We start from the raw sequence: 26324 nt of genomic DNA, 5'->3' as shown, positions 1-26324 counted from the left end.
TCAGATTGAGTAAAGGCCATCGGCGACGGGTGCGCCGAAGTCGGGGAAGCCGTCGTCGCGCCAGCCAAAGGCCTGCGCACGCGTGTGGCGGTTGGGGTCGTTCAGCGGGTCGCCGACGATGTCGCGGTAATTGCGGGCGTGGTAGACCAGCAGGTCGGTCCTGCCGTCGGGTGTCGTCGTGAAGCTGTTGTGGCCAGGGCCGAACTGGCTCACAGATTCGTCGGTCGTGAAGACCGGGGTGGGCGACTTGCTCCAGCTCTTGGCGTCCAGCAGATCGGCGTTCTCGTCGGCCCACAACAGGCCCATGCAGTAGTTCGCGTCGGTCGCCGCCGCCGAGTAGACGATGAAGATGCGGCCGTTGCGCTTCAGCACAGCCGGGCCCTCGTTGACGTGAAAGCCGATGCGCTCCCAGGCCAGGTCGGGCCGCGTGATGACGACGGGTTCGGACTTCAAGGTCCACGGGTTGGCCATCTCGGCGAGGTAGAGATTGCTTTCCATCGGCGGGCTCTTCTGCGCCCAGCAGAGGTAGCGGCGGCCGTTGTGCTCGAAGGGCGTCGCGTCCAGCGAGAAACCTTCCTCGGGCGTCACGATCTGGCCGCGCTCCACCCAGGCGTCAGCCAGCGGGTCGTCGCCCTGGCACTCCAGCACGTACATGCGCAGCTTCCAGATGTCGTCGCGCTCAGCCGCAGCGAAGTAGACGTACCAGCGGCCGGCGATGCGGTGCAGCTCCGGCGCCCAGACGTGGAAGCTCATCGGGCCGCTGTCGTGCTTGTGCCAGATGGCCTTGGGCGTAGCGGTCGAGAGGTCGGCGATGCTGTCAGCGGCACGGATCTCGATGGCGTCGTAGCTGGGCACCGAGGCGGTGAACCAGTAGCGACCGTCGACCAGGCTGATCTGCGGGTCGGCGCGCTGTTCGACGAGAGGGTTGTTCCAGTTCATGTGCGAACGGCTTGGGTGACGATGACATTCCAGGAGGCGGGCTTGAGCTTGACGCGCAGGTGCTCGCCGTCGATGGCGATGCCATCCAGAGCTTGGGGCGCGACGCGGTCGGGCGCGTCGGCGGTGTTGGTGGCATTCAGGTCAGCCGAATGCAGCTGCTCGGCCTGCACGAGCTGGCGTTCAACGCCCAGGCCGCGCAGCGTGATGGACAGGTCCATCTCTTCGCTCAGGTGGCGGTTTAGCAAGAAGACGGCGGTGCGGCCCGTGGCCGCGTCATCGACGACGCTGGCGCACAGATAGGGCAACTCGCCGTGACGGGCGTTGGCATAGCCCGGCGACCGGATGACCGGCCGCAGCACCTGGCCCCGGGCCCAGCGCGCGGCCTGTGCGAAGGGGTGGAAGATCGTCTGCCGCCAGGCCGCGCCACCGGGCTCGGTCATGATGGGCGCGATGACGTTGCACAGCTGCGCCATGCAGGCGACCTTGAGCCGGTCCGCATGGTTCATGAACATCGTCAGCATGCCGCCGATGAGCAGCGCGTCCTCCGCCGTGTAGACCTCTTCCAGCAGCCGCGGCGCCTCGGGCCAGCCTGCTTGCTTGAGGTGCTCGCCGTGGCGGGCGCGGTACCAGACGTTCCACTCGTCGAAGGACAGCTTCAGCCGCTTCGTCGACCGCTTGCGCGTGGCGACCGAATCGGCAATCGCGACGGTGTCCTCGATGTAGCGCGCATTCGTCTCGATCTGCGCGAAGAAGCTCTCGGTGCTGGTGTCCGCGGGGGGCTTCACGAAGTAGCTGTGCAGCGACAGGTAGTCCACGAACTCGAAGCAATGCTCCAGCACGCGGTCTTCCCAGGCGCCGTAGGTCGGCATGTCGTAGGCCGACGAGCCGCAGGCGGCCAGCTCGATGCTCGGGTCCACCCAGCGCATCAGCTTGGCGGTCTCCTTGGCGATGCGGCCGTACTCGTCGGGCGTTTTCTGGCAGATCTGCCAGGGGCCATCCATCTCGTTGCCCAGGCACCAGAACTTGATGCCGAAAGCGTCCTCGGCGCCATGCGAGCGGCGCAGGTCCGACAGCGCGGTGCCGTCGGGGTGGTTGCAGTATTCGAGGTAGTGGCGCGCCTCGTCCGGCCCGCGCGTGCCGAGGTTGACGCCGAACATCGGCTCGATGCCCACCTTGCGGCACCAGTGCATGAACTCATGCGTGCCGACCTGGTTGGTCTCGGTCGAGAACCAGGCCAGGTCCAGCCGGCGCGGGCGCTGCTCCTTCGGGCCGACGCCGTCTTCCCAGTTGTAGCCCGACATGAAGTTGCCGCCGGGGTAGCGCACGATGGTGGCGCCCAGCTCCTTCGTCAGCTCGGCCACGTCGCCGCGAAAGCCATGCTCGTCGGCGGTCGGGTGCGTCGGTTCATGGATGCCGTTGTAGACACAGCGGCCCAGGTGCTCGACGAACACACCGAACAGGCGGCGGTCCAGTGGCGCGAGGTCGAAGTCGCGGTCGACGGTGAGCTTGGCTTCAAACGTCATCGGCGGGCTTTCTTCAAGGCTTTGTTGACGCGCTTCTCGACGCTGGCCTGCACCTCGTCGACCGGCTTGCCCGAGATCATCACGTTGGCCACGTCCTCGCCGATCAGCAGCTCGATGCCGCGCTGCGTCGGCACGTTGCCGGGCATGCCGACGCCGGTCTGCGTGATCTCGGTCAGCGCCGCGCGCAACGGCAGCGCGCGGAAGCCGTCACTTTGCGCCACGGTCTTGCTGACGGGCAGGTGACCCGTGCGCGACCACTCGGCGCTGTGGTCCCAGACGAACTTCAGGAACTTGGACGCCGCCTCGTGGGCCTTGGCATCCTTGGCACCGCCCTTGAACAGCGCCCAGGAGTGGCCGTCGGCGAACACGGCGGGCTTGTCGTACAGCTGCGGAAAGGGCTTCACCGTGTACGCGCCCTGGAGCTTGGACTCCGGCTTTTGCGACTCGCGCAGGAACTGGTCGATGGTCCAGGTGCCGACGACCACGACGCCCGCCTCGCCGTTCAGGAAAGCCTGGTTGGCCGCGGCGTAGTCGAGGTTGGGCCGCACATGGCCTTCGCGGTACAGCGTCTGCATCAGCGTCAGCGCGTTGACGACGGCGGGCTGGTGCATGTTGATGGTCTTGCCGTCGGCGGAGAACAGCTGGGCGTTCTGCTGCGCGACGAGCGTCAGGAAGGTGCGGTCGTTCGCCGCCGTCTCATTGGCCACGGCCCAGGCGAAATAAGGCTTGCCGGTCTTCTGCTTGAACTGCCGCGCCTGTGCCAGCAGCTCTTCGGGTGAACGCGGAAGCGCATCGAGCCCGGCCTTCTTCATCAAGCCGGTGTTGATGTGCCAGAGCCAGGCCCAGGTGTCGAAGGGCAGCGCATAGGTCTGGCCGTTGAACGTGGTGCCGCGGCGCGCGTGCTCGGTGAAATCGTCCACCGGCACGCCCGCGCGCTTGAAGTCTTCGTCCAGCGGCAGCACCAGCTTGCGGCGCACGTAGTCGCCCAGGGCCGACTCGTGCATGACGGCGATGGTCGGGATGTCCTTGGAGACGAGGCGGGCGGTGAGCTGGTCGTAGTAGGGCCCCCACTCGCCGATCTGCGTCTTGACGACAATGCCGTCGGTGTTGGTCGCGTTGAACTCGTTGACCAGCGCCGTGACGATGCCGCATTCGCCGACGCCGTCGGCCGTCTTCACGACCTGGCCGTATTGCGCCTCGCAGCTGCCGAAGAAGCGCATCAGCGTGATCTCGGTCTTGCCCGAGTTGTCCTTGCTGGCGCCGCAGGCGGCGAGCAGCGCGACGACCGCACACACGAGCAGGCGCTTCATGACTTGCCCGTCCCTGCGACGGCCGTCACCAGATGGCGTTGGAAGAAGAGATACAGCATCAGCGCCGGCATGCCCGCGAACACGGCCTGCGCCATCAGGAAGCCCAGGCCTTCCGACTGCGCGAAGTTGGTCTGCGTGGACGCCAGCCCGCGGGTCAGCGTGTACATATCCGGCTGCGTCGCGATGACCAGCGGCCAGAGGTAGTCGTTCCAGCAGCCCAGGAAGGTGAAGATGCCGAGCGTGGCCTGCGCCGGCAACGTCAGCGGCAGGATGATGGTCAGGAAGGTCTTGAAGCGCGACGCGTTGTCCAGCAGCGCGGCCTCTTCCAGTTCGGCAGGGATGGCCTTGAAGTACTGCGTCATCAGGTAGACGCCGAAGGGCGCGGCCAGGCCGGGCAGCGTCAGGCCGGCAATCGTGTTCTGCAGGTTCCAGTCCGAGAACAAGCGGTGCAACGGGATGAAGACCGACTGCGCCGGCACGGCCAGGCCGAACATGACCAAGGCGAACAACCATTTGCGGCCTGGGAACTCGCAGCGCGCAAAGCCGTAGCCGGCCAGCGACGACAGCACCAGCACGCCGACGGTCTGCAGCAGCGCGACGAGGGCGCTGTTGCCCAGCCAGCGGAACACCTGCGAGGTCTGCAGGATGTCCAGGTAGTTGGCGAGCGTGTAGGGCGGCGCGAGGAAGACGTCGGTGCGCGTCAGCAGGAACTCGTTGGGCTTGAAGGACAGGGCCAGCACCCACAGCAGCGGCGCCATCCAGACGAGGGCCAGCAGCGTCAGTGCGGCCATGACGGCACGGTCGAACCAGCCGCGGCGAAGCAAGGGGTTCATCGTTGACCTCCGCGGTCACGTTCCAGCCAGAGCTGCGTGGACACGCCGATGAGCATGATGGCCAGCAATACCTGCGACGCGGCGGTGGCGTAGCCCAGCGAGAGCTGCATGAAGGCCTGCTCGTAGATGAACTGCACGACGGAGCGCGTCGTGTTGTTGGGCCCGCCGTTGGTCATCAGCATGATCTGCGGGAAGACCTGGAACTGGCGGATCACCTCGATCAGCGCGACGAGGATGATGGCGCGCTTGAGGCTGGGCAGCGTGATGTGGGTCAGCACGCGCCAGCGCGGCGTGTTGTCCAGCGCCGCAGCCTCGTAGATGTCCGACGGGATCTGCTGCAGCGCCGACAGGAACATGATCATCGGCAGGCCGATGATCCACCACACGGTCACCAGCGCCACGGTCAGCAGCGCGAGGTTGTCGCTGGTCAGCAGCGGCAGTTCGGGCAGGCCCATCGCATTGAAGAACTGCGCGATCAGGCCGCGTTCGGGCATCAGCGCCAGCTTCCACACCAGCGTGATCAGCGTGACCGAAAACACCGAGGCGCAGAAGAAGGTGGCGCGCAGAAAGGTGGCCAGCTTGCCGGAGCGGTTCAGCGCCAGCGCCAGCATCAGCGACAGCACGACGAAGATGGGCGTGCTGATGAGCACGAAGCGGAGGGTGTTCCAGACGACCTGGTGGAAGACCTCGTCACCCCACAGCTCCTGGTAGTTGCTTAAGGCCACCCAGAAGCTGTCGTTGGACAGCAGGTCGTGGTCGTGGAAGCTGATCCATACGCCCTTGGCGAGTGGCCACAGCAGCAGCAGCGCGTAGAACGCCACGAAGGGCAGCACGAAGAGGGCGTAGGCCGGACGCGAGGCGCGCAGCCCGACGGCGGCGGTCATGCCAGTGACTCCTGCGCATGATGCGCACGCCCGCTCTCGTCAAAGAGATGCGCCTCGGCCACATCCACGCTGACGGCGACGTAGCTGCCCAGCTTGGGCGAGGTGCCGGCCGGCACCGTGACGATCAACGGGCTGCCACCTTCGAGCTTCAGATGCGCCAGCGTGCGCTCGCCGAGGAACTCGACCAGCTCGACGCGGCCGCGCAGCGGGCCCTGGTCGGCGACGCGCAGGTTCTCGGGCCGCACGCCCAGCACCAAGCCCTGTGAAGGCAGGCCGTCGGCCGCAACACGCGTTGTCAACCAATGCCCACCCGGCACCGTGACCACAGCACGCCCACGGTCGTCCGGTGCCCGTTGCACCGGCACAAAGCCCATGCCCGGCGTGCCGATGAAGCTGGCCACGAAGCGCGTGGCTGGCCGTCGGTAAAGCTCTGCCGGCGTTGCTACCTGCTCAATGGCGCCGCCCTTCATGACGACGATGCGCGTGGCCAGCGTCATGGCCTCGATCTGGTCGTGCGTGACGAACACCATCGTCGCGCCCAGACGCTGGTGCAGCTGCGCCAGCTCCAGCCGCGTGCGCCCACGCAGCGCCGCGTCGAGGTTGGACAGCGGCTCGTCGAACAGGAAGATGCCCGGCTCCTTGACGACCGCGCGGCCGATGGCGACGCGCTGGCGCTGGCCGCCCGACAACTGCCCCGGCTTGCGCTCCAGCAGCGTGTCCAACTCCAGCATGCGGGCCGACTCCTGGATGCGCCTGGTGATCTCGTCGGCAGGGATGCCGATGTTCTTCAGGCCAAACGCCAGGTTCTCGCGCACGCTCATGTGCGGGTACAGCGCGTAGTGCTGGAACACCATGGCCAGGTTGCGCTGCCCCGGCGGGGCGACGGTGACGTCGCGGTCGCCGATCAGGATGCGCCCGCCGCTGACTTCCTCCAGCCCCGCGACCATGCGCAGCAGGCTGGTCTTGCCGCAGCCCGAGGGGCCAAGGAAGACGACGAACTCGCCTTCGGCCACGTCCAACGACAGGTTCTCGATGACCTGCACCGCGCCGTAGCGCTTGCAGACGTTCTCCAACTTCAGGCCAGCCACGTTGGGTGTCTCCGGTTCATTCTTCTTGGGGGATCACGGGCCAGCCATCGTCGGACCAGCTCAGGCGCTTGATGCGCAGATGCGGCTTGCCGCCGCGCTCGGTGTCGTAGGCGTGATGGACCAGCCAGTCGCCGACGATGTCCTGGTGGCCCGGACCCTTCCAGCGCGTGCCGCTCGAGAGCAGCACTGTGCCGCCCGCATCCATCAGGTCCTTGCCATCGCGATCGAGGTACGGGCCTGTCACGTTGCGAGCGCGGCCGACGCGGATGTTGTAGGTGCTCTGCGCGCCGCGGCAGCACAGGTCGTAGGAGGCGAACAGATAGACCCAGTCGCCGTGGCGAACCATCGTCGGCGCCTCGATGCCGCCCTTGCGGCGGGCGATGAAGCGCGTCTCGCCGATGGGGCGCAGCGTGTCGGCACCCAGTTCGGTCAGGCGGATACCGCCCCAGAAGGAGCCGTAGCTCAGCCACAGGCGCCCGTCCGCGTCGATGAAGAGGTCGGGGTCGATGGCGTTGAAGCCGTCCTCGGCGCGGCTCTGCACGACCAGGCCCTCATCGCGCCAGTCGCCGTCGGGCTTGTCGCTGCTGGCCAGGCCGATGGCCGAGCGGTTCTTGCCGAAGGTGGAGATGGAATACAGAACCCAGGTGCGGCCGCGATGCTGGAAGAGCTTGGGCGCCCACACGTCCGGGCCCTTGTGCTCGGGCACCGCGTCGGCCCACCAGGCGGGTGGCTCGCCGAACAGGGGCGCCAGGCGGCGCCAGGTCGTGCCGGCATCATCAGACGCCAGCCGCTGCAGGCCACGGCCGGTCGTGAAGACGAACCAGCGGTCGCCCTGGATCAGCAGCGTCGGGTCATGCGCGCCCGTGTCGCCCTGCGGCTCCCATGCCCACGCACCGCCAGCAAGGAGCCACGCGGAACACAGGATCAGGAGCAATCGCATCACATGCATCTCCGTACGCCGAAGCTCGGCGGCGCGGGACGCCGACCATCGTGCGGCGCAGCCGGTCGGGTTGGGCTACTTGCCCCAGCGGAGCACGAGGGGGTCGAGTCGCTTGGCGGCGTCGAGAAGGCCGGCGCGCACTTCGGGGCTCATCTCGGGGAAGGGGTGGCGCGGCGCATCGCTCTTGATGACGCCGCCTTCCTTCATCAGCGCCTTGGCGGTCAGGATGCCGCCCTGGCGGTTCTCGTAGTTGATCAGCGGCAGCCAGCGGCCGTACTGGGCCACGGCTTCCTCGCGGTCGCCGGCATGGAAGGCGTCGAAGATCTTGCGGATGCCGTCGGGGAAGCCGCCGCCCGTCATCGCACCGGTGGCGCCGGCGTCCAGGTCGGCCAGCAGCGTGATGGCTTCCTCGCCATCCCACGGGCCTTCGATGGCCGCGCCGCCGACGCGGATCAGCTCGCGCATCTTGCTGGCGGCCTGCGGCATCTCCAGCTTGAAGTACTTCACGTTGGCGATGTTCTGCGCCATGCGCGCCAGGAAAGGCACCGACAGCGGCGTGCCCGCCACCGGGGCGTCCTGGATCATGATGGGAATGCCGATCGCGTCAGACAGGCGCTGGTAGAAGCCCTCGATCTGGCCTTCCGACACGCGGAAGGTGGCGCCGTGGTAGGGCGGCATGACCATGACCATGGCTGCGCCGAGGTCCTGCGCGAGGCGACTGCGCTCGATGCAGATCTGCGTGGAGTAATGCGTCGTCGTGACGATGACCGGCACGCGGCCGGCCACGTGCGCCAGGATGGCCCGCGTCAGCGTTTCGCGCTCGGCATCCGACAGCACGAACTGTTCGGAGAAGTTGGCGAGGATGCACAGGCCCGTGGAGCCGGCGTCGATCATGAAGTCGACGCAGCGCAGCTGGCCGGGAACGTCCAGCGTGCCGTCGGCGTGGAAGATGGTCGGTACGACGGGGAAGACGCCGCGATAAGGACGACTGGTGGAGGCGCTCATGGTGCGGGCCCTTGTCTCTGAAGTTGGTTCAAGCGCCGGCTGGCGGCGCAAGGCTGGCTGTCATCGCCGGCAATGCCTCTCATTAAAGTATGACTATTTACCCTTGATTATCGGGGTTAACCCGAAATTCGCCGGCTTTGCAAACAAAATAGTATGACTAATAATCCATCTACCGCCCGGCCAAAGCAGCCGGGCCGCCTATCGCAGGAGACAGTCTGATGAGTTCTTACGCCCGCTACCCCAGCCTCCAGGACCGCGGCGTCCTGATCACCGGCGGGGCCACCGGCATCGGTGAAACGCTGGTGGAGACGTTTGCCGAACAGGGCGCCAAGGTGGCCTTCATCGACCTGGCCGCCGACGAGGGCAACGCGCTCGCGGCCCGCTTGGCTGGTTCGCGCCACGCGCCTCAGTTCATGGCGGCGGACCTGTCCAACGTCGATTCCCTGCGCGGGGCCATCGCCGGGTTGCGCGAGCGCAGCGGCCCGTTCACGGTGCTGCTCAACAACGCCGCCAACGACAAGCGCCACGCCGTCGAAGAGACGACGCCCGAGTTCTGGGACGCCAGCGTGGCCGTCAACATCAAGCACCAGTTCTTTACTGCGCAAGCCGTGCTGGCGGACATGAAGGCGGCGGGCTTTGGTTCCATCATCAACTTCGGCTCCATCAGCTGGATGCTCAAGCAGGGCGGCATGCCGGCGTACACGGCGAGCAAGGCGGCGGCGCAGGGCCTGACGCGCTGCCTGGCACGCGACCTTGGCCCGCACAAGATCCGCGTCAACACGCTGGTGCCGGGCTGGGTCATGACCGAGAAGCAATTGAAGCTCTGGGTCACCGAAGAGACCAAGGTCGAGATCGCCAAGGGCCAGTGCATCGACGCGCCGCTGATGCCCCAGCACATCGCCAGCATGGCGCTGTTCCTGGCGGCCGACGACAGCGCCATGTGCACGGCGCAGGACTTCATCGTCGACGGCGGGTGGGCGTGATGCAGCGCCGCGACTACGGCGTGCTGGCCGACGGCCGGCCGGTGCATGAATACACGCTGACCAACGGACTGGGCCTGGCGCTGACGGCCATCACGCTGGGCGGCATCGTCACCGGCCTGTGGGTGCCGGATCGGGAGGGCCGCATCGACAACATCGTGCTCGGCTTCGACAACCTCACCGACTACGCCCTCCGCAACCCCTTCTTCGGCGCCATCGTCGGCCGCTACGGCAATCGCATCGCCGGCGCCAGCTTCGAGCTGGACGGCGAAACCCACACGCTGTCCCGCAACAACGGCCCCAACTGCCTGCACGGCGGCACCGAGGGCTTCGGCCACCGGCTGTGGGCTGCCGAGCCCGTCGAGCCCCGCGCCGGCGAGGCCGAGGCACTGCTGTTCACCCTCACCAGCCCGCACGGCGATCAGGGCTTCCCCGGCGAGCTCAAGGTCAGCGTGCGCTATTCGCTGAGCGCGACGGACAACAGCTGGCGCATCGACTACGAAGCCACGACCGACCGCGCCACCGTCGTCAACCTGACGCATCACAACTACTTCAACCTGGCCGGCGAGGGCAGCGCGCTGCGCCACCGCCTGTGCATTCCCGCCTCGCGTTACAGCGAGGTCAATGAGCACCTGATCCCGCAGCGCCACGCCGCGGTCGAGGGCACGCCCTTCGACTTCCGCTCGCCCACCGCCATCGTCGCCCGCATCCGCCAGGCGTACCCGCAGCTGCTGCGCGCCAAGGGCTATGACCACAACTGGTTGCTCGACGGCGAGCTGGATGCCGACGGCCTGCGCCCCGCCGCCACGCTGGAAGACCCCCACTCCGGCCGCCGCATGGACATGCTGACCAGCGAGCCGGCGATCCAGTTCTATTCCGGCAATTTCCTCGACGGCAGCCTGTGCGGTCCCTGCGGACGCATCTACCGCCAGGGCGACGGCCTGTGCCTGGAGACCCAGCACAACCCCGACTCACCGCACCACGAAGCCAGCAGCGCCTGGCCCACCACCGTGCTGAGGCCCGGCGAGGTGTGGCGCAGCACCACAATCCATCGCTTCTCCTGACCGCTAAGAGAACGCCATGGACCTGCCCGCCCACCAACTGACGATGACGGTGCTGATGACGCCGGACACCGCCAACTTCGCCGGCAATGTCCATGGCGGCAACATCCTCAAGCTGCTCGACCAGGTCGCCTATGCCTGCGCCAGCCGCTATGCCGGCCGCTATGTCGTGACGCTGTCGGTGGACCGGGTGATATTCCGCCAGGCTATCCACGTCGGTGAGCTGGTCACCTTCCTGGCCAGCGTCAACATGACCGGCACCTCGTCGATGGAAGTCGGCATCAAGGTCGTGGCCGAGAACATCCGCACGCAGGAGACGCGCCACGTCAACAGCTGCTACTTCACGATGGTGGCCGTGGGCGACGACAACAAGCCGGTGGCCGTGGCGCCGCTGCGCCCCTTCACTCCCGACGAGCGCCGCCGCCACGCGGCGGCCCTCGCCCGCAAGCAGGCTCGCGCAAGCCTGGAAGCCTCACCCGATGCAAGCTGAACACCCTTTCGCCCTCGCCCTTGCCCTGGCCAACAACCTTGGCGAAGGCATCCAATGGCATGCCGCGAGTGGCCGCTGGTGGTGGACCGATATCGAAGGCGCCTGCATCTACGCCTGGACCCCGGGCGACAGCGCCACGCTGCAGGTGCGCCTGCCCGAGCGCGTGGGCAGCTTCGTGCATGGCCGCTCCGGCGCCATCATCCTGGCCATGGCCAAGCGCCTCGCGCGCCTGACGCTACCCGACCTGCAGGCCACCGGCAGCATCGCTGCCGAGCCCGAGACCCTCACGCCACTGGAAGCCCACCTGCCCACCACGCGCGCCAACGACGGCCGCTGCGACCGCAGTGGCAATTTTGTCTTCGGCACGCTGGACGAAGCGAATCCGCGCCAGCGCATCGGCAGCTTCTACCAGTACTCGCTGGCCCATGGCCTGCGCCGGCTGGCGCTGGACGGCGTGGGCATCTCCAACAGCATCTGCTTCAGCCCCAACGGCAAGCGCATGCACTACTGCGACACGACCACCCCTCGCATGATGGTCTGCGACTACGACGCGGACAGCGCCCAGGTCAGCGAGCCGCGCCTGTTCGCGAGGAAGGAATTCGACGACAACTGCTGGCCGGACGGTTCCGTCATCGATGCCAAGGGTTGTTTGTGGAATGCCGAGTGGGGCAACGCGGCGGTGGCCCGCTACGCGCCCGACGGCCGGCTGCTGGGGCGCTATTCGGTGCCAGTCAGCAATGTCACCTGCCCCGCGTTTGGCGGCCCGGCCGGTGACCAGATCCTCGTCACGACGGCCCGCGAAGGCCTCAGCACCGCCGACCTGATGGCCCGCCCGCTGTCGGGCAGCCTGTTCGGCATGACCATTGAGCCCGGCCTCTACCTGCCCGACCCGCTGTTCAACGACGCCTGATCACCGCTTGCCGGGTTTCTGCACCCAGGCGTCCATCCAGTCGGACCCCGACAGCACGCGACGCGAGCGCCACATCTCGTCGCGCGGCGGAACAAGTGCGACGGGCTTGGCCTGTGGTTTAGGCCGGTGCTGCGCGGCTTCGGTTGTGACGCTGACGTGTTGAAGGGGTCGCATGCGAGCTCCTCGTGCATCGGGACTGTGCCACTCTGGGTAGCGGGGTACCAAGCCGGTATCAAGCTTGGTTCCCTCGAGTCAAGAACGCATAAGGATCGCGATCGGATGACTCGCTTAGATCCTGAAGCCCAGCTTTTAGACCTTCGTCAGACTCCGGGCGATGCCTGAGTCCCGCAAGTCAGTGGGGTGCGTCTTGCAGGCGGGCTTGCAGGCGCAGCAACAGCGGCGCCGGCACGGCGTTTCGGCGCTCAGCCGAGGCGATGAGAGACCGGACGAGGCCACGCATGGCCTCGCCGTCAATGGCGCCTGCCGCGGAGCCATCCGGCGCGCGCGCGATGTAGTCGCCCAGCCTTTGCCCAAAGCCAGGCGGTGCCGCCGGCCTGAGGCTGGCCTGGACCGATGCCCATTCAGGTGTGGGCAGCACCAGCGTCTCGGTCTCGGTCTTGGCGCAGGCCGTGCAGTCGCGCGAGCTCAAGCAGAAGTCTGGCATGGGTTTGTCCTGGATGCCCACATGCTCGAAACATATGCAGTTCTCCGGCGTGCCCGAAGCACCCACGAGGCCGGAGATCGACGCCAGCAAGAGCACCACCAGCGCGCGCACGGCTCTAGGAACGGCGCCGAGCGGCCCCGATTGCACAGAGGCCGACGAGCCAAAGCGCAAGCGTCGCGGGCTCAGGGACCGACGAGATGAAACCACCCGCCGTCGCGTTGGCAAAACTAACGAGTTCGACTTGGAAGCCTTGGATGGCCGGGTCCGGCGCGCCAATCGGGTCTTTGTCGGCGCCGGTGCCCGTGCTGCTTGGCGTGACCTGCAGGACCGGCGTCAGCCGTGCCATCAGGTCGACAGACGCAGTTCCGCCTTCGAGCACGTTGAAGGTGTTGGTGAATCCGCCGGACGTGAACCGGACGAAGTCGGCGCTCGCGATGGGGTCGTTGGTGTTGGTCGTATTGGTGATGGCCAGCTGCGAGTGGTAGGTGAAGTTGGCTTCGGAGACATTCGCAAAGTTCATCGCTATATCGAGGCCGATCGCGTCGAGCGCACTTCCAACCTGCGTTGCACCGTTGTGATAGGTCAAGGTCCCGAGTTTGAACAAGTCACCCACCACAGGGGAAAAGGCTGCGGCGGTGAAGCTCAGCGAACCCGGTTCGCCGATGCCCCAGTTCACGGCGGGCGTGCCCAGCCCGGAACAGGTGGCCGGTGGGCAGCCGGGTGTCGGACTGGTGAACGTTGCGCTGGACGAGCCAACCGTCGCGGGTTTCATGGTCCAGCCCCAAGTCACGCCGCCGCGCACGGTGATGCCCGTGGCGCCGTCATATTCCACCGCATAGAGGCTGGCGTTCCAGGTCACCGGATTGACGGCATTGAGCGCGTTGGCGCCGCGCTTCGAATAGTCGCTGAACGCAACCGACTTGCTGGTTGACTTTCCGGCCACTTCGCTGGTGGTCCAGTAGAAGGGCAGGTTATCGTCGTTCGGACGTGGGTCAATGTAGGGCGTAGACGCGCCACCGAGAGGCTGGTTGGTGTCGATGAACTGCAGCCAGTGCAGTTGGTGCCCCGCGGCAACGGCGCTGGTTTGACTGTAAGTTGCGGTGAACTGTGCACCCCCACTGCCCTGATTCCATCCTGCCGAATAGGTCCCTGGGGTGATGCTGCTGCCGGCCACTCCACCGGCGGTATTCACTGTCCAACCCGGATAGGCAGAGGTGACGAGCGAGGTGTTGAATCCTGCGCTCCCGATGGACGTCTGTGGCACCACGCGGACGACCGCATTCCCGTCCGCTGAAAGCGCATAGTCCGCTGCGCTCGTGGGCGCCGCAATGGCGAGCAAAAGCAAAGATGCCCAGACCGTTTTGCCGGTGAAGTTCAACATGGAGACTCCCTCTTTTGAGATGGGCGCAGTACACCGGTTGTAGCAAGGGACAGTCAATGCTTGTCGGCCGAGCTGCGGCCTCATGCACGACGTTCCTCCTCAACTTGGAGGAGGATGGTGCGGTTAGGGATTCGTTCTTGTGCCGTTGTGGCGCCGACTCCAGAAATCCCTACTTGCCGATGCAAAAGCTGCTGAAGATGACGCCGAGCAACTCATCGGCCGAGAACACGCCGGTGATTTCACCCAGCGCATCGTGGGCCAGGCGCAGCTCCTCGGCGAGCAAGTCCAGCGCTGCGTCGCGCTGAGCGGCAACTTCGCGAGCCAAGGCCAGGTGCTCAGCCGTGCGCGCCAAGGCCTGCACGTGGCGCTCGCGAGCGATGAACAAACCTTCGGGCACCGCTTGCCAGCCGGCCGTCTGCAGCAGGCGCTGGCGCAGCGCTTCGAGGCCTTCGCCCGTCTTCAGGCTCAGCGCAATCTCGCCTTCGGGCGCGCCAGCCAGGTCGGCCTTGTTGAACACCTGCACGATGCGGCTTGCGTCCACACCGAGCAGCCGCGCGCGGATGCGCTCGTCCTCGGCCTCGTAGGTCGCCTGGCCGACGCGGCCCAGGTCGTGCAGGAAGAGCACGACGTCGGCGTCCGCGATCGCGTCCCAGGATCGCGCCACGCCGATGCGCTCGACCTCGTCGGCCGTCGCATCGCGCAGGCCGGCGGTGTCGGTGATGTGCAGGGGTACGCCTTCGATCTGGATGGTCTGGCTGACCTTGTCGCGCGTCGTGCCGGGAATGGGCGTGACGATGGCGAGCTCGGCGCCGGCGAGTGCATTCAGCAGCGAGCTCTTGCCGACATTGGGCTGGCCGGCGAGCACCACCTTCAAGCCGTCGCGCAGCAGCGCACCCTGGCGCGTGCGGGCCTGCACGGCGCTCAGTTGCGCGGTCAGGCGGTCCAGCCGGCCAAATGCATCGGCCTTTTCGAGGAAATCGATCTCCTCTTCCGGGAAGTCCAGCGTCGCCTCGACGAGCATGCGCAACTGGATGAGCTGGTCGCGCAGCACACCGACCTCGTGCGACAGCGCGCCGCCCAGCGCCCGGCTCGCGCTGCGCGCCGCAGCCTCCGTACTCGCATCGATGAGATCGGCCACTGCCTCGGCCTGGGCGAGGTCGAGCTTGCCGTTCAGGAAAGCGCGCTGCGTGAACTCGCCCGGTTCGGCAAGCCGAACGCTCGCGCCGGCCTCGATGACCCGCGCCAGCAGCAGCTGCATGACGACTGCGCCGCCATGGGCCTGCAGTTCCAGCACATGCTCGCCTGTATAGGAATGCGGCGCCGGGAAGTGCAGGGCCAGGCCCTGGTCGATGGCCGCGCCGGCTTCATCGCGGAACGGCAGGTAGGTCGCCTCGCGAGGTTTCAGCGCGCGGCCGCAGACGGCTTCAATGAGCGGCGCGAGGCCTTGTGGTGACGACACGCGGACGATGCCCACGGCGCCGCGCCCGGGAGCGGTGGCGATGGCAGCAATGGTGTCTGCGTGACGAGCGAGCATGAATGCAATTGTCGCGGCGCAAAAAGAAACAGCCGCTCGAAGGAGCGGCTGCATCAGAGGTTGGCGCGGGGGAGGCTCGGTTCGGGCGCTCTCGTGAGTCCCGTCCGGGCCGGTGTTCTCTGCCCCGCGAAGCCATTGAACTGCTAACCCCGGGCAGAAAGAAGCCCCCGGGTGCGGGGGCTGTGCAGATTCACGTGATTCAGTTCACGCCCAATCGCTTGTTGATCAGCCACTGCTGGGCGATGGACAGGATGTTGTTCGTCAGCCAGTACAGCACCAGGCCGGACGGGAAGACGAAGAACATGACGCCGAAGGCCACGGGCATGATCCACATCATCTTCTGCTGCATGGGATCGGCGGCCGGCGGGTTGAGCCAGACCTGGAACAGGCTGGACGCCATCATCAGCAGCGGCAGGATGAAGTAGGGGTCGCGCACGGACAGGTCGGTGATCCACAGCGTCCACGGCGCCTGGCGCATCTCGACGGTGGACAGCAGCACCCAGTACAGGGCCATGAAGATGGGCATCTGCAGGAAGATGGGCAGGCAGCCGCCGATGGGGTTGATCTTCTCCTCGCGGTAGATCTTCATCATCTCCTGCTGCATTTCCTGCGGCTTGTCCTTCAGGCGCTCCTTCATCTCGTTGATGCGGGGCGCCACGGCCTTCATGCGGGCCATGGACTTGTAGGCGCTGGCGTTCAGGCTGTACAGCGCGATCTTGAGCAGCAGCACCAGGGCAACGATGGTCCAGCCCCAGTTGCCGATGAAGCCATGCAGCTTGTCCAGCAGCCAGAACAACGGCTCGGCCAGGATGGTCAGCATGCCGTAGTCCTTGACGCGCTCCAGGCCCGGCGCCAGTGCTGAGAGGTTGTTTTCCTCCTGCGGGCCGGCGAAGAGAGTGGCCTGCTGGGTCGCGCTGGTGTCGGGTGCGAGCGTGGGCAGCGTGAAAACCATGCCGGTGGCGTAGGCGTCGCCGCGCACGCCGGCCTGCCCAGGTAGCTTGCGCACGAAGAACTCGCGATTGCCGGCTTCATTGACGAGCCAGGCGCTGGCGAAGTAATGCTGCACCATCGAAACCCAGCCGTCGTTGGCCTGCTTCTCGATGTCGACCTTGCCCTTGTCGATGTCCTCGAACTTCAGCGTCTTGAACTTGGTGTTGCTGTTGTAGACCGCCGGGCCCGTGAAGCTGGGCGTGAAAGCCGCGCCGCCGGTGACGGTACTGCCGTCACGCACCAACTGCAGATAGACCTGCGGCGTGACGGGCGCGGCGCCGTGGTTGACGACTTCATGCGTAACGCCCACCGTGTAGACACCGCGCTTGAACGTGAAGGTCTTGATGAGCTTGACGCCACCGACCTCGGCCGATTCCAGGCGCAGCTTGACCTCGTTCTGGCCCTCTTTGAGCTCGCGCTCGCCGGCCACCGCCGTCATCGGCGTGGTGTGGGCAGGCAGCGGGCCCTGGGCGCTGACCAGGCCGGTCTGGGCCCGGTAGTGCTGGCCCTCATTGAAGAGCACGACCGGCTGGGGCGTGAACTCGGGCTTTTTCTGCAGATGCACCATCTGCAGCAGCTGGTCGGTGACGGTCGGGTCCGGCGACGTCAGGTATTTGGGCAGCTCGGCGCGGACGATGTCGCCGCCCAGGGTGTCCACCGTGACCGTCAGCACGTCGGTGCGGATGGTGATCTGCTCGGACGGCGCGGCCACTGGTGCGGCGGTCGTGGGCGCCTGGGCAGCAGCCGTACCGCCAGCAACGGTCGCTGCCGGTACGCCAGACGACGCAGGTCCGGCCGGTGCCGTCGACACGGTCTTGGGCGTCGGGCTGAACATCGAGGGATGCCCGTTGTGCTTTTGCCAACCGTCCCAGAGCAGGACGAGAGACATCGTGAACACCACCCACAGCACGGTGCGGCGAATATCAGTCATGAGGAGACTCGGACGAGGAAGAGGACGCGCAGGAGGCGCGCGTCACGGGGGGAGAGAGGAGGCGGGAAAACAGCCGCGGCGGATTGTCAGGCACGGGGTCGTGCCCGCCGTTACACCAGGGCTGGCAGCGCAGGATGCGGTGGACGGTCAGATAGCTGCCGGCCAGCGCACCGTGTTTCTCAAGTGCGCCCAGCGAGTAGCGGGAGCAGGTCGGCTCGAAGCGGCAGGCGTTGCCCAGCCAGGGGCTGAGCATGAGGCGGTAGCCGCGCACGATGGCCATCAAAGCGCGGGCGGGCCAGCTCGGCTTCACGTCTTCGTGCCCGGCTTGGACGCCATGGCTTTATCCAGAAGCTGAGCCAGCTCGGCTCGGGCAGCTTGGCGCAGCGCGTCGGAAGCGGCGCTGGGGAACTTCTGGCGGTCAAACGGAGCGCGCAAGCGGACAACCCACAAACCCGGCGGCATGCCGGTCGCTGCAGCAAATGCGGCGCGGATCTGGCGCTTCAAGAGCTGGCGTGTCACGGAGCGCTTGGCATGCCGCTTGGGAACGACGATGCCCACCCAGCAGCCTTCAGGCGCAGTGGGCGGGTTCTGTTCCACAGGGTTGTGAACAGGCTGTGATTCGCCTGTTGATAACTCGGCTGAGGCTGTGCGCAACTTGGCGGCACGCCAAGCGCTGGGCGCCGGGTTGGCCGAGAGATGGTGCAGCGCGAAATGCGCGCTGCGGGCCCGGCTTTGTCTGCCGAGCACACGCTCAAAGTCCACCGGGCGCTGCAGCTTGCCGATCATCGGGTGCCCGACAGGCTGACGACGCACGGGTGGCGTCGTCGCGCGGCTTAGACGGCCAGGCGCTTGCGGCCCTTGGCGCGGCGTGCGGCGATGACGGCACGGCCACCGCGGGTCTTCATGCGCACCAGGAAACCGTGGGTACGGGCGCGGCGGGTCTTGGAGGCTTGGTAGGTACGCTTCATGGGAAACCTCTTTGGAGGGTTTGTGCAGGCCGGGCACAGCGGTTGGCACCCGGCAAGAAGGCCGGTTTTGACACCCGGCAAGAATGGCCGGTTCGTATCCGGCAAGAAAAGCGCATGGCGAACCAGTCGCAACCGGCCGGCAATGCGCGAAAACCCGGCATTACAGCAGAAGCCGCCGACCCGGTCAATAAGTCGCCAGTCTCAAGCCGGGTTTGCCAGGGATTGACCCCCTGCCAAATTCTGTGGATAACCCGTCCTTCGGTGGCCTCGGGTCCGTACAATCCAGCCGCTCGAAAAGAAGTTTTCCACAATGAGCGAAGAAGAACATACGGTGGATGGGGTGCAGGCTTTGAAGACGGGCGTGATGACGGGCTTAGAGGGCATGAATTCGCCGGATTGGGCGTCAGAGCTTTGGCGGCGGGGCTGCGAGCGCCTGGCCACCGAGCTGCCTGAACAGCAGTTCAACACCTGGATTCGCCCGCTGCCACCCGCCACGGTGTCTGGCGAAGCCGCCGACAGCGCCCTCGTGGCGACGCTGAAGGTGCCCAACCACTTCAAGCGCGACTGGATCCGCCGTCAGTACGCGGCCCGCATCGAAGCCATCCTGACCGAATTGGCCGGCCGCCCGACGCGGCTGGAGCTGTCCCTGGTTGCGCGCGATGCGTCGAGTGTGCCCATCACCGTGCCCAGCTCGATGTCGGGCGCCGCTCAGGCACCTCAGCAGCCGTCGGCGTTGGCGGCCGAACCGAGCGCCGCGCTGCGGCCCGTCAGCGCGCCCCCGGCCAGCACCATCATGCTGCCCTCGCAGGCGCCCGCCTCGGCCAAGCACCGCATCAATCCGCAGCTGACCTTCGACACGCTGGTGCCCGGCCGCGCCAACCAGATGGCGCGCACGGCCGCACTTCACGTCGCCGGCGCGCCGGGCGTGACCTACAACCCCCTGTTCATCTACGGCGGCGTCGGCCTGGGCAAGACCCACCTGATCCACGCCGTGGGCAACGCGCTGCTGAAGGACCGCCCGGACGCCCGCGTGCTCTATCTGCACGCCGAGCAGTTCATCTCCGACGTCGTCAAGAACTACCAGCGCAAGACTTTCGACGAGCTCAAGGCCAAGTACCACTCGCTGGACCTGCTGCTGATCGATGACGTGCAGTTCTTCGCCGGCAAGGACCGCACGCAGGAGGAGTTCTTCAACGCCTTCGAGGCGCTGCTGGCCAAGAAGGCGCACATCATCATGACGTCGGACACCTACCCCAAGGGGCTGGTGGACATCGACGAGCGCCTCACCAGTCGCTTCGACGCCGGCCTGACGGTGGCCATCGAGCCGCCCGAGCTGGAGATGCGCGTCGCCATCCTGATCAAGAAGGCCGAGGCCGAGGGCACGCCCATGCCCGAGGACGTCGCCTTCTTCGTCGCCAAGAACGTGCGCGCCAATGTGCGCGAGCTCGAAGGCGCGCTGCGCAAGGTGCTGGCCTATGCCAAGTTCTCGCACAAGGAGATCAGCATCACCTTGGCCCGCGAGGCGCTGAAGGATCTGCTGTCCATCCAGAACCGCCAGATCGGTGTCGAGAACATCCAGAAGACGGTGGCCGACTTCTACAAGATCAAGATCGCCGACATGTACTCCAAGAAGCGCCCGGCCAGCATCGCCCGGCCGCGCCAGATTGCGATGTACCTGGCCAAGGAGATGACGCAGAAGAGCCTGCCCGAGATCGGCGAACTCTTCGGCGGGCGGGACCACACGACCGTGCTGCACGCGGTGCGCAAGATCGGCGCCGAGCGCCAGAAGAACACCGAGCTGAACCAGCAGCTGCACGTGCTGGAGCAGACGCTCAAGGGTTGAATCAAGGGCTGAGGCGCTCAGTCTTCGGCTTCGCCGTAGACCGCCAGGAATGCCTCGAGGAATTCCGCCGCCGCGCTCAGCGTCAGTGTGACGGTCAGCCAACCGCCCTCCTCCTGCTGCACGAGCAGCTCGTGGTCCCAGGCCTGGCCGTCCTCGACCGGGCCGTGGCGACCAGGGAAGTGGCTGTGCGCCCAGTCCAGCACCTGCTGAGCCTCGGCCAGTACGCGGCTGTGCTCCTCGGCTCGCGTCGCGGCCATGGCCTCCAGCGTGGCGATGCCGTCGTCGCCGTCGCTGAAATCGAAGATCAGGTAGCGCATCGCTGCGCAGGCTAACTCAGTCCAGCGCGTAGATGCGCAGCGCACCGACCAGCTGGCGCGACCAGGTGCTGCGCAGGCCGAACCAGCCTTCGCGCAGCGGGCTCGCGTCGCGGTGCTCGAAGAGCAACTGGCCGTCGACGTAGACAGTTGAGCGACCGTCCTTGACGAGGGTCTGGACGAAGTAGTCGTGGTTGGGTTTGAGCAGGTGTTCGGCGTCCAGCCGCTCCTGCAACAACACGCGCTGGCCGTCGCCGTACTTGCGCAGCCGCGTGCTGGTGTTGCCGTTGCCGCCGATGCCGAAGTAGTACAGGCTCAAGGCGTCATAGGACTCGAACGCGCCATTGCGGCCCAGCGGGGAGCCGCCGCCGGCACCGGTCGCCATCCAGAACTGGTTGAGGTCGCTGAGCCTGTCGTTGGCGCCGCCCTGCAGGACGATGCGGCGGCGGTATTCGATGAGGAGGTTGCCGCTCAGGCGCCGGTTCAGCCAGACGGTGACGCCGCCGGCCGTGTCGAGGACAAGGCGGCCGTTCTCGGTGCGAACCGTCGAACCGGGCTTTGCCTCGATCTCCGCGACCCAGGTGGCCGGGTCCAGCGCCTGCTTGAAGTCATCGCTGAAGATCAGCCGGCCGCGCTCGCCCAGCGGTGCGGGGTCGGCCATCGCTGCACCGCAAAACGCCAGCCAGAACAGCAGCGCGCGGCGCGGGACTTTCATGGTTTGCAGCCAGGCGACGAATGGGCGCAGCTCCATGGCCCGTTGGCCTTGAGCCTGGCGCACGTCAAGGCCACAGCGCGATCGAGAGACCGCCTCTTGAGCATCAGGCAGCAACCTTCTTCAGGGACAGCAGGCGCTGCACGGCGCAGAAGACGAAGAGCAGGGCGCCGATGACGATCTTGGTCCACCAAGAGCTGAGTGTGCCGTCGAATGCGATCAGCGTCTGGATCAGACCGAGCACCAGCACGCCCGACAACGCGCCGGCTACATAGCCATAACCGCCCGTCAGCACGGTGCCGCCGATGACGACCGCGGCGATCGCATCCAGCTCCACGCCCTGGGCATGCTGGCCGTAACCGCTCAGCATGTAAAAGGCGAACAGCAGGCCGGCCAGCGAGGCGCAGAAGCCGCTGAGCGCGTAGACGGCGACCTTGGCGCGGCCGACGTTGAGGCCCATCATCAGCGCCGAGGCCTCGCTGCCGCCCAGTGCGTAGACGGTGCGGCCGAAGGCGGTGTAGTGCGCGACCCACAGGCCGACACCGAGCACGACGAGGGCGATGACCGCGCCGGGCGACAGGAAGGCGCCTGCAAAGAGCGGGATCTGCGTCTGTGACAGGGAGACGAACAGCGGCGCGTCGATGGTGATGCTGTCCACGCTGATGAGGAAGCACAGGCCGCGCGCCAGGAACATGCCGGCCAGCGTGACGATGAAGGCCTGCAGCTTGAACACGTGGATGACGAGGCCCTGCAGCGCGCCGAAGGCCGCGCCGCCGAGCAGCACGATGACGATGACCAGCTCCGCCGGCCAGTGTGCCACCTGCAGCAGCCACGCGGCGACCATGGTGGTGAGCGCCAGCACCGAACCCACCGACAGGTCGATGCCGCCGGACAGGATGACAAAGCTCATGCCCACCGCGATGACGAGCAGGAAGGCGTTGTCGATGAGCAGGTTGGAGACGACCTGCGTCGATGCAAAGCCCGTGTAGTTGGCAGCGCCGGCGATGAAGAGCACGGCCATCAGCACGACGCTGACCCAGCTGGTGAAGGAGGGAGCGGCCATGGCCGCACGCAAGGCTTTCATGCCTTCCTCCAGGTCGACCAGGCCGAGGACTGCGAGATGCAGACCGCGAACACGACGACGGCCTTGACGACCATGGTGACCTGCGGCGGCACGCCCATCGCATAGATGGTGGAGGTCAGCGTCTGGATGATCAGCGCGCCGATGAGGCTGCCGGCCAGGCTGAACTTGCCGCCGCTCAATTGCCCGCCGCCGAGGGTGACGGCGAGGATGGCGTCCAGCTCCAGCAGCAGGCCGGCGTTGTTGGCGTCGGCGCTCTTGATGTTGGACGAGATCATCAGCCCCGCCAGCCCCGCGCCGAGGCTGCAGTAGACGTAGACGAAGAAGACGATGGCCGCCGTGCGCACGCCGGCCAGGCGCGCGGCGACGGGGTTGATGCCGACGGTCTGGATGAACAGGCCCAGGGCCGTTCGCTTCATCAGCAGCGCGGTGAGGCCGCCGACGACGGCGACGATGAACAGCGACACCGGCAGGCCGAGCAGATAGCCGCCGCCGAGCCAGAAGAAGCTGGCGGGTTCGTAGACGGTGATGATCTGGCCGTCGGTCAGCAGCTGCGCCAGGCCGCGGCCGGCGACCATCAGGATCAGCGTCGCGATGATGGGCTGCAGGCCCAGGGCGGACACGAGCAGGCCGTTCCACAGGCCGCACAGCAGGGCAGCGCCGAGGGCCGCCGCGAAAGCAATGGCCAGGCCGTGCGAGCCGACCAGCACGCAGCCCACGGTGCCGGCGATGGCGACGACGGCGCCCACCGACACGTCGATGCCGCGCGTGGCGATGACGAGGGTCATGCCCAAAGCGGCGAGCATCAGCGGTGCGGCGCGGTGCAGGATGTCGACCAGGCTGCCGTAGAGGTGGCCGTCCTTGATCTCGAGGTGCAGGAAGCCGGGCACGAAGACGGCCGCGACGAGCAGCAGCAGTGCCAGCGCGGCCAGCGGCCTCAGCAGGGGATGGCGCCAGAAGGCAGCGGGCGCGGGAGGAGAAGACATGGCGAGGGCGGGAGAACTCATGGACTCGGGAAATGCAGCGCCGTCGCCTTGCCGCGGTAAAGGACGGACCGGGTCTTTGCACTGCGGCCGGGCGCGTCGACCAGCGTCACGTCGAAGCGGCGTTGCTCGACGAGGCCGGGGAAGCGGCCGTCGCGTGCGCCAACGTCCAGCACGCCCCGGGCGTCGTCCCAGCGCAGTGTGACGGTGGCGCGCTCGCCGCTCTCGTAACGGTAGGTCTCACCGTCATCCTCGTAGAGAGTGAACTGTGCGTCGGCACCCGGGTAGATGCGCAGCTCGATGGGCGCATCGGGCCGCTGACCGACATGCTCGATGACCGGGCCCATCGGCACGATGCTGCCGGCGCGCACGAACAGCGGGAACTGGTCCAGCGGGTACTCGCGGGACACGGTCTCGCCGCCGGCGTGGCGGCGGCCGCTCCAGAAGTCGAACCACGCGGCGCCCGCCGGCAGCAGCGTGGCCTGGCGCTTGTCGATGTGGCGTTGCTCGTCGGCCAGCGCCAGCAGCTGGCCGGGCGTGCGCCAGGCCAGGCGCAGCTTGCGCCCGCCGCCGTCCTGGTAGAACTCGATACGCAGCTTCACGGCCTGGCCGGCGTTCAGCATGACGCGCTTGCCCTCGAAGCGCGCGGCGCCGTTCTTCCAGTCGTCGACCAGGAGCTTGTCGTCCAGCCACAGGCGGAAGCCGTCGTCGCCCTCGACGCCGATCTCGTACTCACCCGATTCGGGCACGACGAGCGTGCCCTGCCAGCGCGCCGAGAACTGGTTCAGGCTCTGCAGGCCGGGCGGCACGCTTCCGAGCGGCGCGGGCGGCCAGTCGTGGGCGACCGGGCCGTCTACGGTGCGGCTGGCCGGCTTCTCGAAATTCATGCCGGCGAAGTACTCCAGCGCCAGCCCCGGCTCGCCGGAAGGCGTACGCAGCGCGCTGGCGGGAATGGTGGCGGCAGGCGGCACCTCGGCATAGAGCGTGGACCGGGTGACGGGTTGCACGAGAAAGGCGGGGCCGAACATATAGGTGTCGTCCACCTTGCGCAGCGCGGTCTCGTCGGGGAAGTCCATCGCCAGGCCGCGCATCATCACGTAGCCCTCTTCGTGGGCGCGCCAGGCCAGGCCGTAGAGATAGGGCAGCAGCCGGTAGCGCAGCTGCGCGGCGCTCAACAGCGAACGGTAGACGGCCGGGTCCAGCGTCTTGTACAGATAGGGCTCGCGCTCGACGTCCGTGCCGTGGATGCGGTAGATGGGGTTGAAGATGCCGAACTGGTTCCAGCGCGCGTACAGCTCGCGCCAGGCCGGGTTGCGCTCGCCGCCCGGGTAGGGCACGAAGAAGCCGCCGGTGTCCTGCGACCAGTAAGGCGTGCCGGCCATGCCGACGTTCAGGCCGCCGGCGATCTGCGCGCGCAGCGTGGCCCAGCTGGACGTCGTGTCGCCCGACCAGGGCAGCGCGGCGTAGCGCTGCTGGCCCGCCCAGGCGGAGCGGGTCAGCGTCATCGCGCGCTTGTTGCCGCTGGCGCGCTGGCCTTCATAGACGCCGCGCGTCGTGACCAGGCTGTAGACGTTGAGGTAGCGCGTGAAGTCGCCCATGGCATTGCGGCCGAGGCGCTTGATGTCGGCCTCGACCTCGCCGGGGTCATGCGCGGCGCCGCCCACCTCGACCTCGGTGCCGTCCATCCACAGCGCGTCCACGCCGATGTCGAACAGGCCCTTCTTGGTGTGCTTGAAATAGATGGCCCGACCTTCGGCGCTGAAGGCGTCGTAGACCTGCGCCTTGCCCGAGATCCAGTGCTTGGGCGCGAAGCGCAGGCCCTTGGCGTCGAGCTCTTTGGCAAGTGCCGTGTCGTCACCGATCGAGGGCCAGATGGACACCATCAGCTTGGTGTTCAGTTCGCGGTGCAGCGTGTCGACCATGCCGCGCGGGTCGGGGAAGCGCTCGGCGTTCCAGGTCATGCCGCTCCAGGTGCCGTCCTTGTCACCGCCCCAGTACTGCCAGTCCTGCACGATGGTATCGAGCGGGAAGTGGTCGGCACGGAAGCGCTTCGCGACGTCGAGCAACTGCTGCTGCGTCTTGTAGCGCTCCTTGCTCATGAACAGGCCCAGGGCGCTCTTCGGGAACATGGGCGCCGCGCCGGTGAGCTGGCGGTAGCCCGCCATCAGGTCGTCCATCGTCGTGCCGGCGACGAGGTAGTAGTCGGCGCCGGCCGGCGCGCTCTCGGCCCAGAAACGGGCGCCCTTGGCGTCGTCCGTGAAGCGCATCTTGGAATAGACGTCCCACAGCACGCCCCAGCGCCGCGTCGAGATCATGAAGGGCAGGACGGTGCCGATGTTGGTCTGCACCATCAGTACGTCGCGGCCGCGGTAGTCCATGTAGGACTCGTTGTACTGGCCCAGGCCGTAGAGCGACTCGTCGGGCGTGAGGCTGAAGGCCTGCGTCATCGCGTAGGTCGGCGCGCCGGATATCTCGATGGCCTTGAGCGCGGCGGGCGCCTGCTCGCGGGTGAACAGGCTGCCATCAGGCCGGTAGAAGGCGAGGGCTCCGCTGCGCTTGTCGATCTCCACACGCACGGCCGCGCTGGTCAGCACCAACGCGTCGGCAGACTCCTTCACGTCCAGCGGCACGGCCTGCGGCGCGGCCACGACCACCAGGCTGGGCTGGGTGGCATGGCTCTGGCCCAGGTGAGCCGTCACGCGGACGAGGCCTGGCCCGTAGAACAAGATGTTGCGGGTCAGCGCGCCGAGCTGCACCTGGGCGCCTGCGGCCAGCGGCGTCCACGCAAAGCCGCGTGCGTCGGGCGTCAGTGGCTGGCGCTGTGCCTGGCCCTGGGCGTCAAGACCGGTCGGCGACTGCGCGAGCGCGGCCGGTGTGAGTGCCGCCAGGCAGAGCAGGGTCAGGGTGGCCAGGGCGGCCAGGGCGGCGCGCAGCGCGGGAACGGTGGTGTGATTCATGTT

26 protein-coding genes are annotated in these 26324 nt (G+C 67.1%); 5 read left to right on the top strand and 21 right to left on the bottom strand.

The genetic code is table 11. The features are described 5' to 3' along the window. The 8 genes from AC1DW0_RS05095 to AC1DW0_RS05060 all read right to left on the bottom strand — a co-directional run bounded on the left by AC1DW0_RS05095 (position 1) and on the right by AC1DW0_RS05060 (position 8522). On the bottom strand, positions 1-939 hold the full coding sequence (locus AC1DW0_RS05095) for a glycoside hydrolase family 43 protein (protein ID WP_477945104.1): 939 nt from the start codon (positions 937-939) through the stop codon (positions 1-3). Further along, positions 936-2462, bottom strand: coding sequence for an arabinosylfuranosidase ArfA (arfA, locus tag AC1DW0_RS05090; RefSeq protein ID WP_477945103.1), 1527 nt, complete (start codon positions 2460-2462; stop codon positions 936-938). Before arfA ends, AC1DW0_RS05095 begins: the two co-directional genes overlap by 4 nt. Further along, a complete protein-coding gene (locus AC1DW0_RS05085; protein WP_477945102.1) occupies positions 2459-3772 on the bottom strand; it encodes an extracellular solute-binding protein in 1314 nt (437 codons plus the stop codon). Before AC1DW0_RS05085 ends, arfA begins: the two co-directional genes overlap by 4 nt. Further along, positions 3769-4605, bottom strand: a complete 837-nt coding sequence (locus AC1DW0_RS05080; protein WP_477945101.1) for a carbohydrate ABC transporter permease — start codon at positions 4603-4605, stop codon at positions 3769-3771. The genes AC1DW0_RS05085 and AC1DW0_RS05080 overlap by 4 nt, the downstream gene beginning before the upstream one ends. Then, complete coding sequence (locus AC1DW0_RS05075; protein WP_477945100.1) at positions 4602-5489, bottom strand: carbohydrate ABC transporter permease; 888 nt, start codon at positions 5487-5489, stop codon at positions 4602-4604. Before AC1DW0_RS05075 ends, AC1DW0_RS05080 begins: the two co-directional genes overlap by 4 nt. Beyond that, entirely contained in the window at positions 5486-6577 is a 1092-nt protein-coding gene (locus AC1DW0_RS05070) for an ABC transporter ATP-binding protein (RefSeq protein ID WP_477945099.1), read from the bottom strand. Before AC1DW0_RS05070 ends, AC1DW0_RS05075 begins: the two co-directional genes overlap by 4 nt. 16 nt (positions 6578-6593) lie before the next feature. Then, positions 6594-7517 carry an arabinan endo-1,5-alpha-L-arabinosidase gene (locus AC1DW0_RS05065; RefSeq protein WP_477945098.1) on the bottom strand — a complete coding sequence of 308 codons (924 nt, stop codon included), beginning with the start codon at positions 7515-7517 and terminating at the stop codon, positions 6594-6596. A gap of 75 nt (positions 7518-7592) precedes the next feature. Further along, positions 7593-8522 (bottom strand): dihydrodipicolinate synthase family protein, encoded by a 930-nt coding sequence (locus AC1DW0_RS05060; RefSeq protein WP_477945097.1) that lies wholly within the window; start codon positions 8520-8522, stop codon positions 7593-7595. A 218-nt stretch (positions 8523-8740) separates the two neighbouring features. Between AC1DW0_RS05060 and AC1DW0_RS05055 the strand changes: the two genes are divergently transcribed. From AC1DW0_RS05055 to AC1DW0_RS05040, 4 genes are read left to right on the top strand one after another with little or no spacing between them, the layout of a single operon-like run. Then, entirely contained in the window at positions 8741-9505 is a 765-nt protein-coding gene (locus AC1DW0_RS05055; protein WP_477945096.1) for an SDR family NAD(P)-dependent oxidoreductase, read from the top strand. Continuing rightward, positions 9505-10566: an aldose epimerase family protein gene (locus AC1DW0_RS05050; protein ID WP_477945095.1), complete on the top strand. Its 1062-nt coding sequence runs from the start codon at positions 9505-9507 to the stop codon at positions 10564-10566. Before AC1DW0_RS05055 ends, AC1DW0_RS05050 begins: the two co-directional genes overlap by 1 nt. A gap of 16 nt (positions 10567-10582) precedes the next feature. Then, on the top strand, positions 10583-11053 hold the full coding sequence (locus AC1DW0_RS05045; protein ID WP_056191257.1) for an acyl-CoA thioesterase: 471 nt from the start codon (positions 10583-10585) through the stop codon (positions 11051-11053). Continuing rightward, positions 11043-11963 carry an SMP-30/gluconolactonase/LRE family protein gene (locus tag AC1DW0_RS05040; RefSeq protein WP_056191255.1) on the top strand — a complete coding sequence of 307 codons (921 nt, stop codon included), beginning with the start codon at positions 11043-11045 and terminating at the stop codon, positions 11961-11963. The genes AC1DW0_RS05045 and AC1DW0_RS05040 overlap by 11 nt, the downstream gene beginning before the upstream one ends. Here the strand turns inward: AC1DW0_RS05040 and AC1DW0_RS05035 are convergent, their stop codons facing one another. From AC1DW0_RS05035 to rpmH, 8 genes are all read right to left on the bottom strand, one after another. Further along, positions 11964-12137, bottom strand: a complete 174-nt coding sequence (locus tag AC1DW0_RS05035; RefSeq protein WP_157280995.1) for a hypothetical protein — start codon at positions 12135-12137, stop codon at positions 11964-11966. A gap of 178 nt (positions 12138-12315) precedes the next feature. Next, positions 12316-12627 carry a hypothetical protein gene (locus AC1DW0_RS05030; RefSeq protein ID WP_157280993.1) on the bottom strand — a complete coding sequence of 104 codons (312 nt, stop codon included), beginning with the start codon at positions 12625-12627 and terminating at the stop codon, positions 12316-12318. A 115-nt stretch (positions 12628-12742) separates the two neighbouring features. Then, the gene (locus AC1DW0_RS05025) at positions 12743-14008 is read right to left on the bottom strand and encodes a choice-of-anchor K domain-containing protein (RefSeq protein ID WP_162247719.1); all 1266 of its coding nucleotides are present in this window, start codon (positions 14006-14008) and stop codon (positions 12743-12745) included. Positions 14009-14177: 169 nt separating this feature from the next. Further along, positions 14178-15542 carry a tRNA uridine-5-carboxymethylaminomethyl(34) synthesis GTPase MnmE gene (gene mnmE, locus AC1DW0_RS05020; protein ID WP_457353478.1) on the bottom strand — a complete coding sequence of 455 codons (1365 nt, stop codon included), beginning with the start codon at positions 15540-15542 and terminating at the stop codon, positions 14178-14180. 199 nt (positions 15543-15741) lie between these two features. Next, complete coding sequence (gene yidC, locus AC1DW0_RS05015; RefSeq protein ID WP_477945094.1) at positions 15742-17463, bottom strand: membrane protein insertase YidC; 1722 nt, start codon at positions 17461-17463, stop codon at positions 15742-15744. Continuing rightward, positions 17456-17743, bottom strand: a complete 288-nt coding sequence (yidD, locus tag AC1DW0_RS05010; protein ID WP_056192512.1) for a membrane protein insertion efficiency factor YidD — start codon at positions 17741-17743, stop codon at positions 17456-17458. Before yidD ends, yidC begins: the two co-directional genes overlap by 8 nt. Positions 17744-17769: 26 nt before the next feature. Further along, positions 17770-18249 carry a ribonuclease P protein component gene (locus AC1DW0_RS05005; RefSeq protein ID WP_457388754.1) on the bottom strand — a complete coding sequence of 160 codons (480 nt, stop codon included), beginning with the start codon at positions 18247-18249 and terminating at the stop codon, positions 17770-17772. 47 nt (positions 18250-18296) lie between these two features. Then, positions 18297-18431: a 50S ribosomal protein L34 gene (gene rpmH, locus AC1DW0_RS05000; protein ID WP_054021782.1), complete on the bottom strand. Its 135-nt coding sequence runs from the start codon at positions 18429-18431 to the stop codon at positions 18297-18299. Positions 18432-18813: 382 nt separating this feature from the next. Here rpmH and dnaA point away from each other — a divergent pair, with 382 nt between their 5' ends. Then, positions 18814-20274 (top strand): chromosomal replication initiator protein DnaA, encoded by a 1461-nt coding sequence (gene dnaA, locus AC1DW0_RS04995; protein ID WP_477945161.1) that lies wholly within the window; start codon positions 18814-18816, stop codon positions 20272-20274. A gap of 17 nt (positions 20275-20291) precedes the next feature. Here dnaA and AC1DW0_RS04990 read toward each other — a convergent pair whose 3' ends face one another. The 5 genes from AC1DW0_RS04990 to AC1DW0_RS04970 form a co-directional block, all read right to left on the bottom strand. Then, positions 20292-20591, bottom strand: coding sequence for a hypothetical protein (locus tag AC1DW0_RS04990; protein ID WP_477945093.1), 300 nt, complete (start codon positions 20589-20591; stop codon positions 20292-20294). A 16-nt stretch (positions 20592-20607) separates the two neighbouring features. Continuing rightward, on the bottom strand, positions 20608-21339 hold the full coding sequence (locus AC1DW0_RS04985; protein ID WP_477945092.1) for a DUF6250 domain-containing protein: 732 nt from the start codon (positions 21337-21339) through the stop codon (positions 20608-20610). 67 nt (positions 21340-21406) lie between these two features. After that, positions 21407-22384, bottom strand: coding sequence for a galactofuranose ABC transporter, permease protein YjfF (yjfF, locus tag AC1DW0_RS04980; protein WP_477945091.1), 978 nt, complete (start codon positions 22382-22384; stop codon positions 21407-21409). Continuing rightward, on the bottom strand, positions 22381-23367 hold the full coding sequence (locus tag AC1DW0_RS04975) for an ABC transporter permease (RefSeq protein WP_457353468.1): 987 nt from the start codon (positions 23365-23367) through the stop codon (positions 22381-22383). The genes yjfF and AC1DW0_RS04975 overlap by 4 nt, the downstream gene beginning before the upstream one ends. A 17-nt stretch (positions 23368-23384) precedes the next feature. Next, positions 23385-26321: a glycoside hydrolase family 31 protein gene (locus tag AC1DW0_RS04970; protein WP_477945090.1), complete on the bottom strand. Its 2937-nt coding sequence runs from the start codon at positions 26319-26321 to the stop codon at positions 23385-23387. Positions 26322-26324: the final 3 nt, after the last annotated feature.

This window comes from Roseateles sp. P4_D2 (assembly GCF_056401875.1).
The sequence above is the reverse complement of the archived record's forward strand: the minus strand, read 5'-3'. Positions and strand labels throughout refer to the sequence as shown.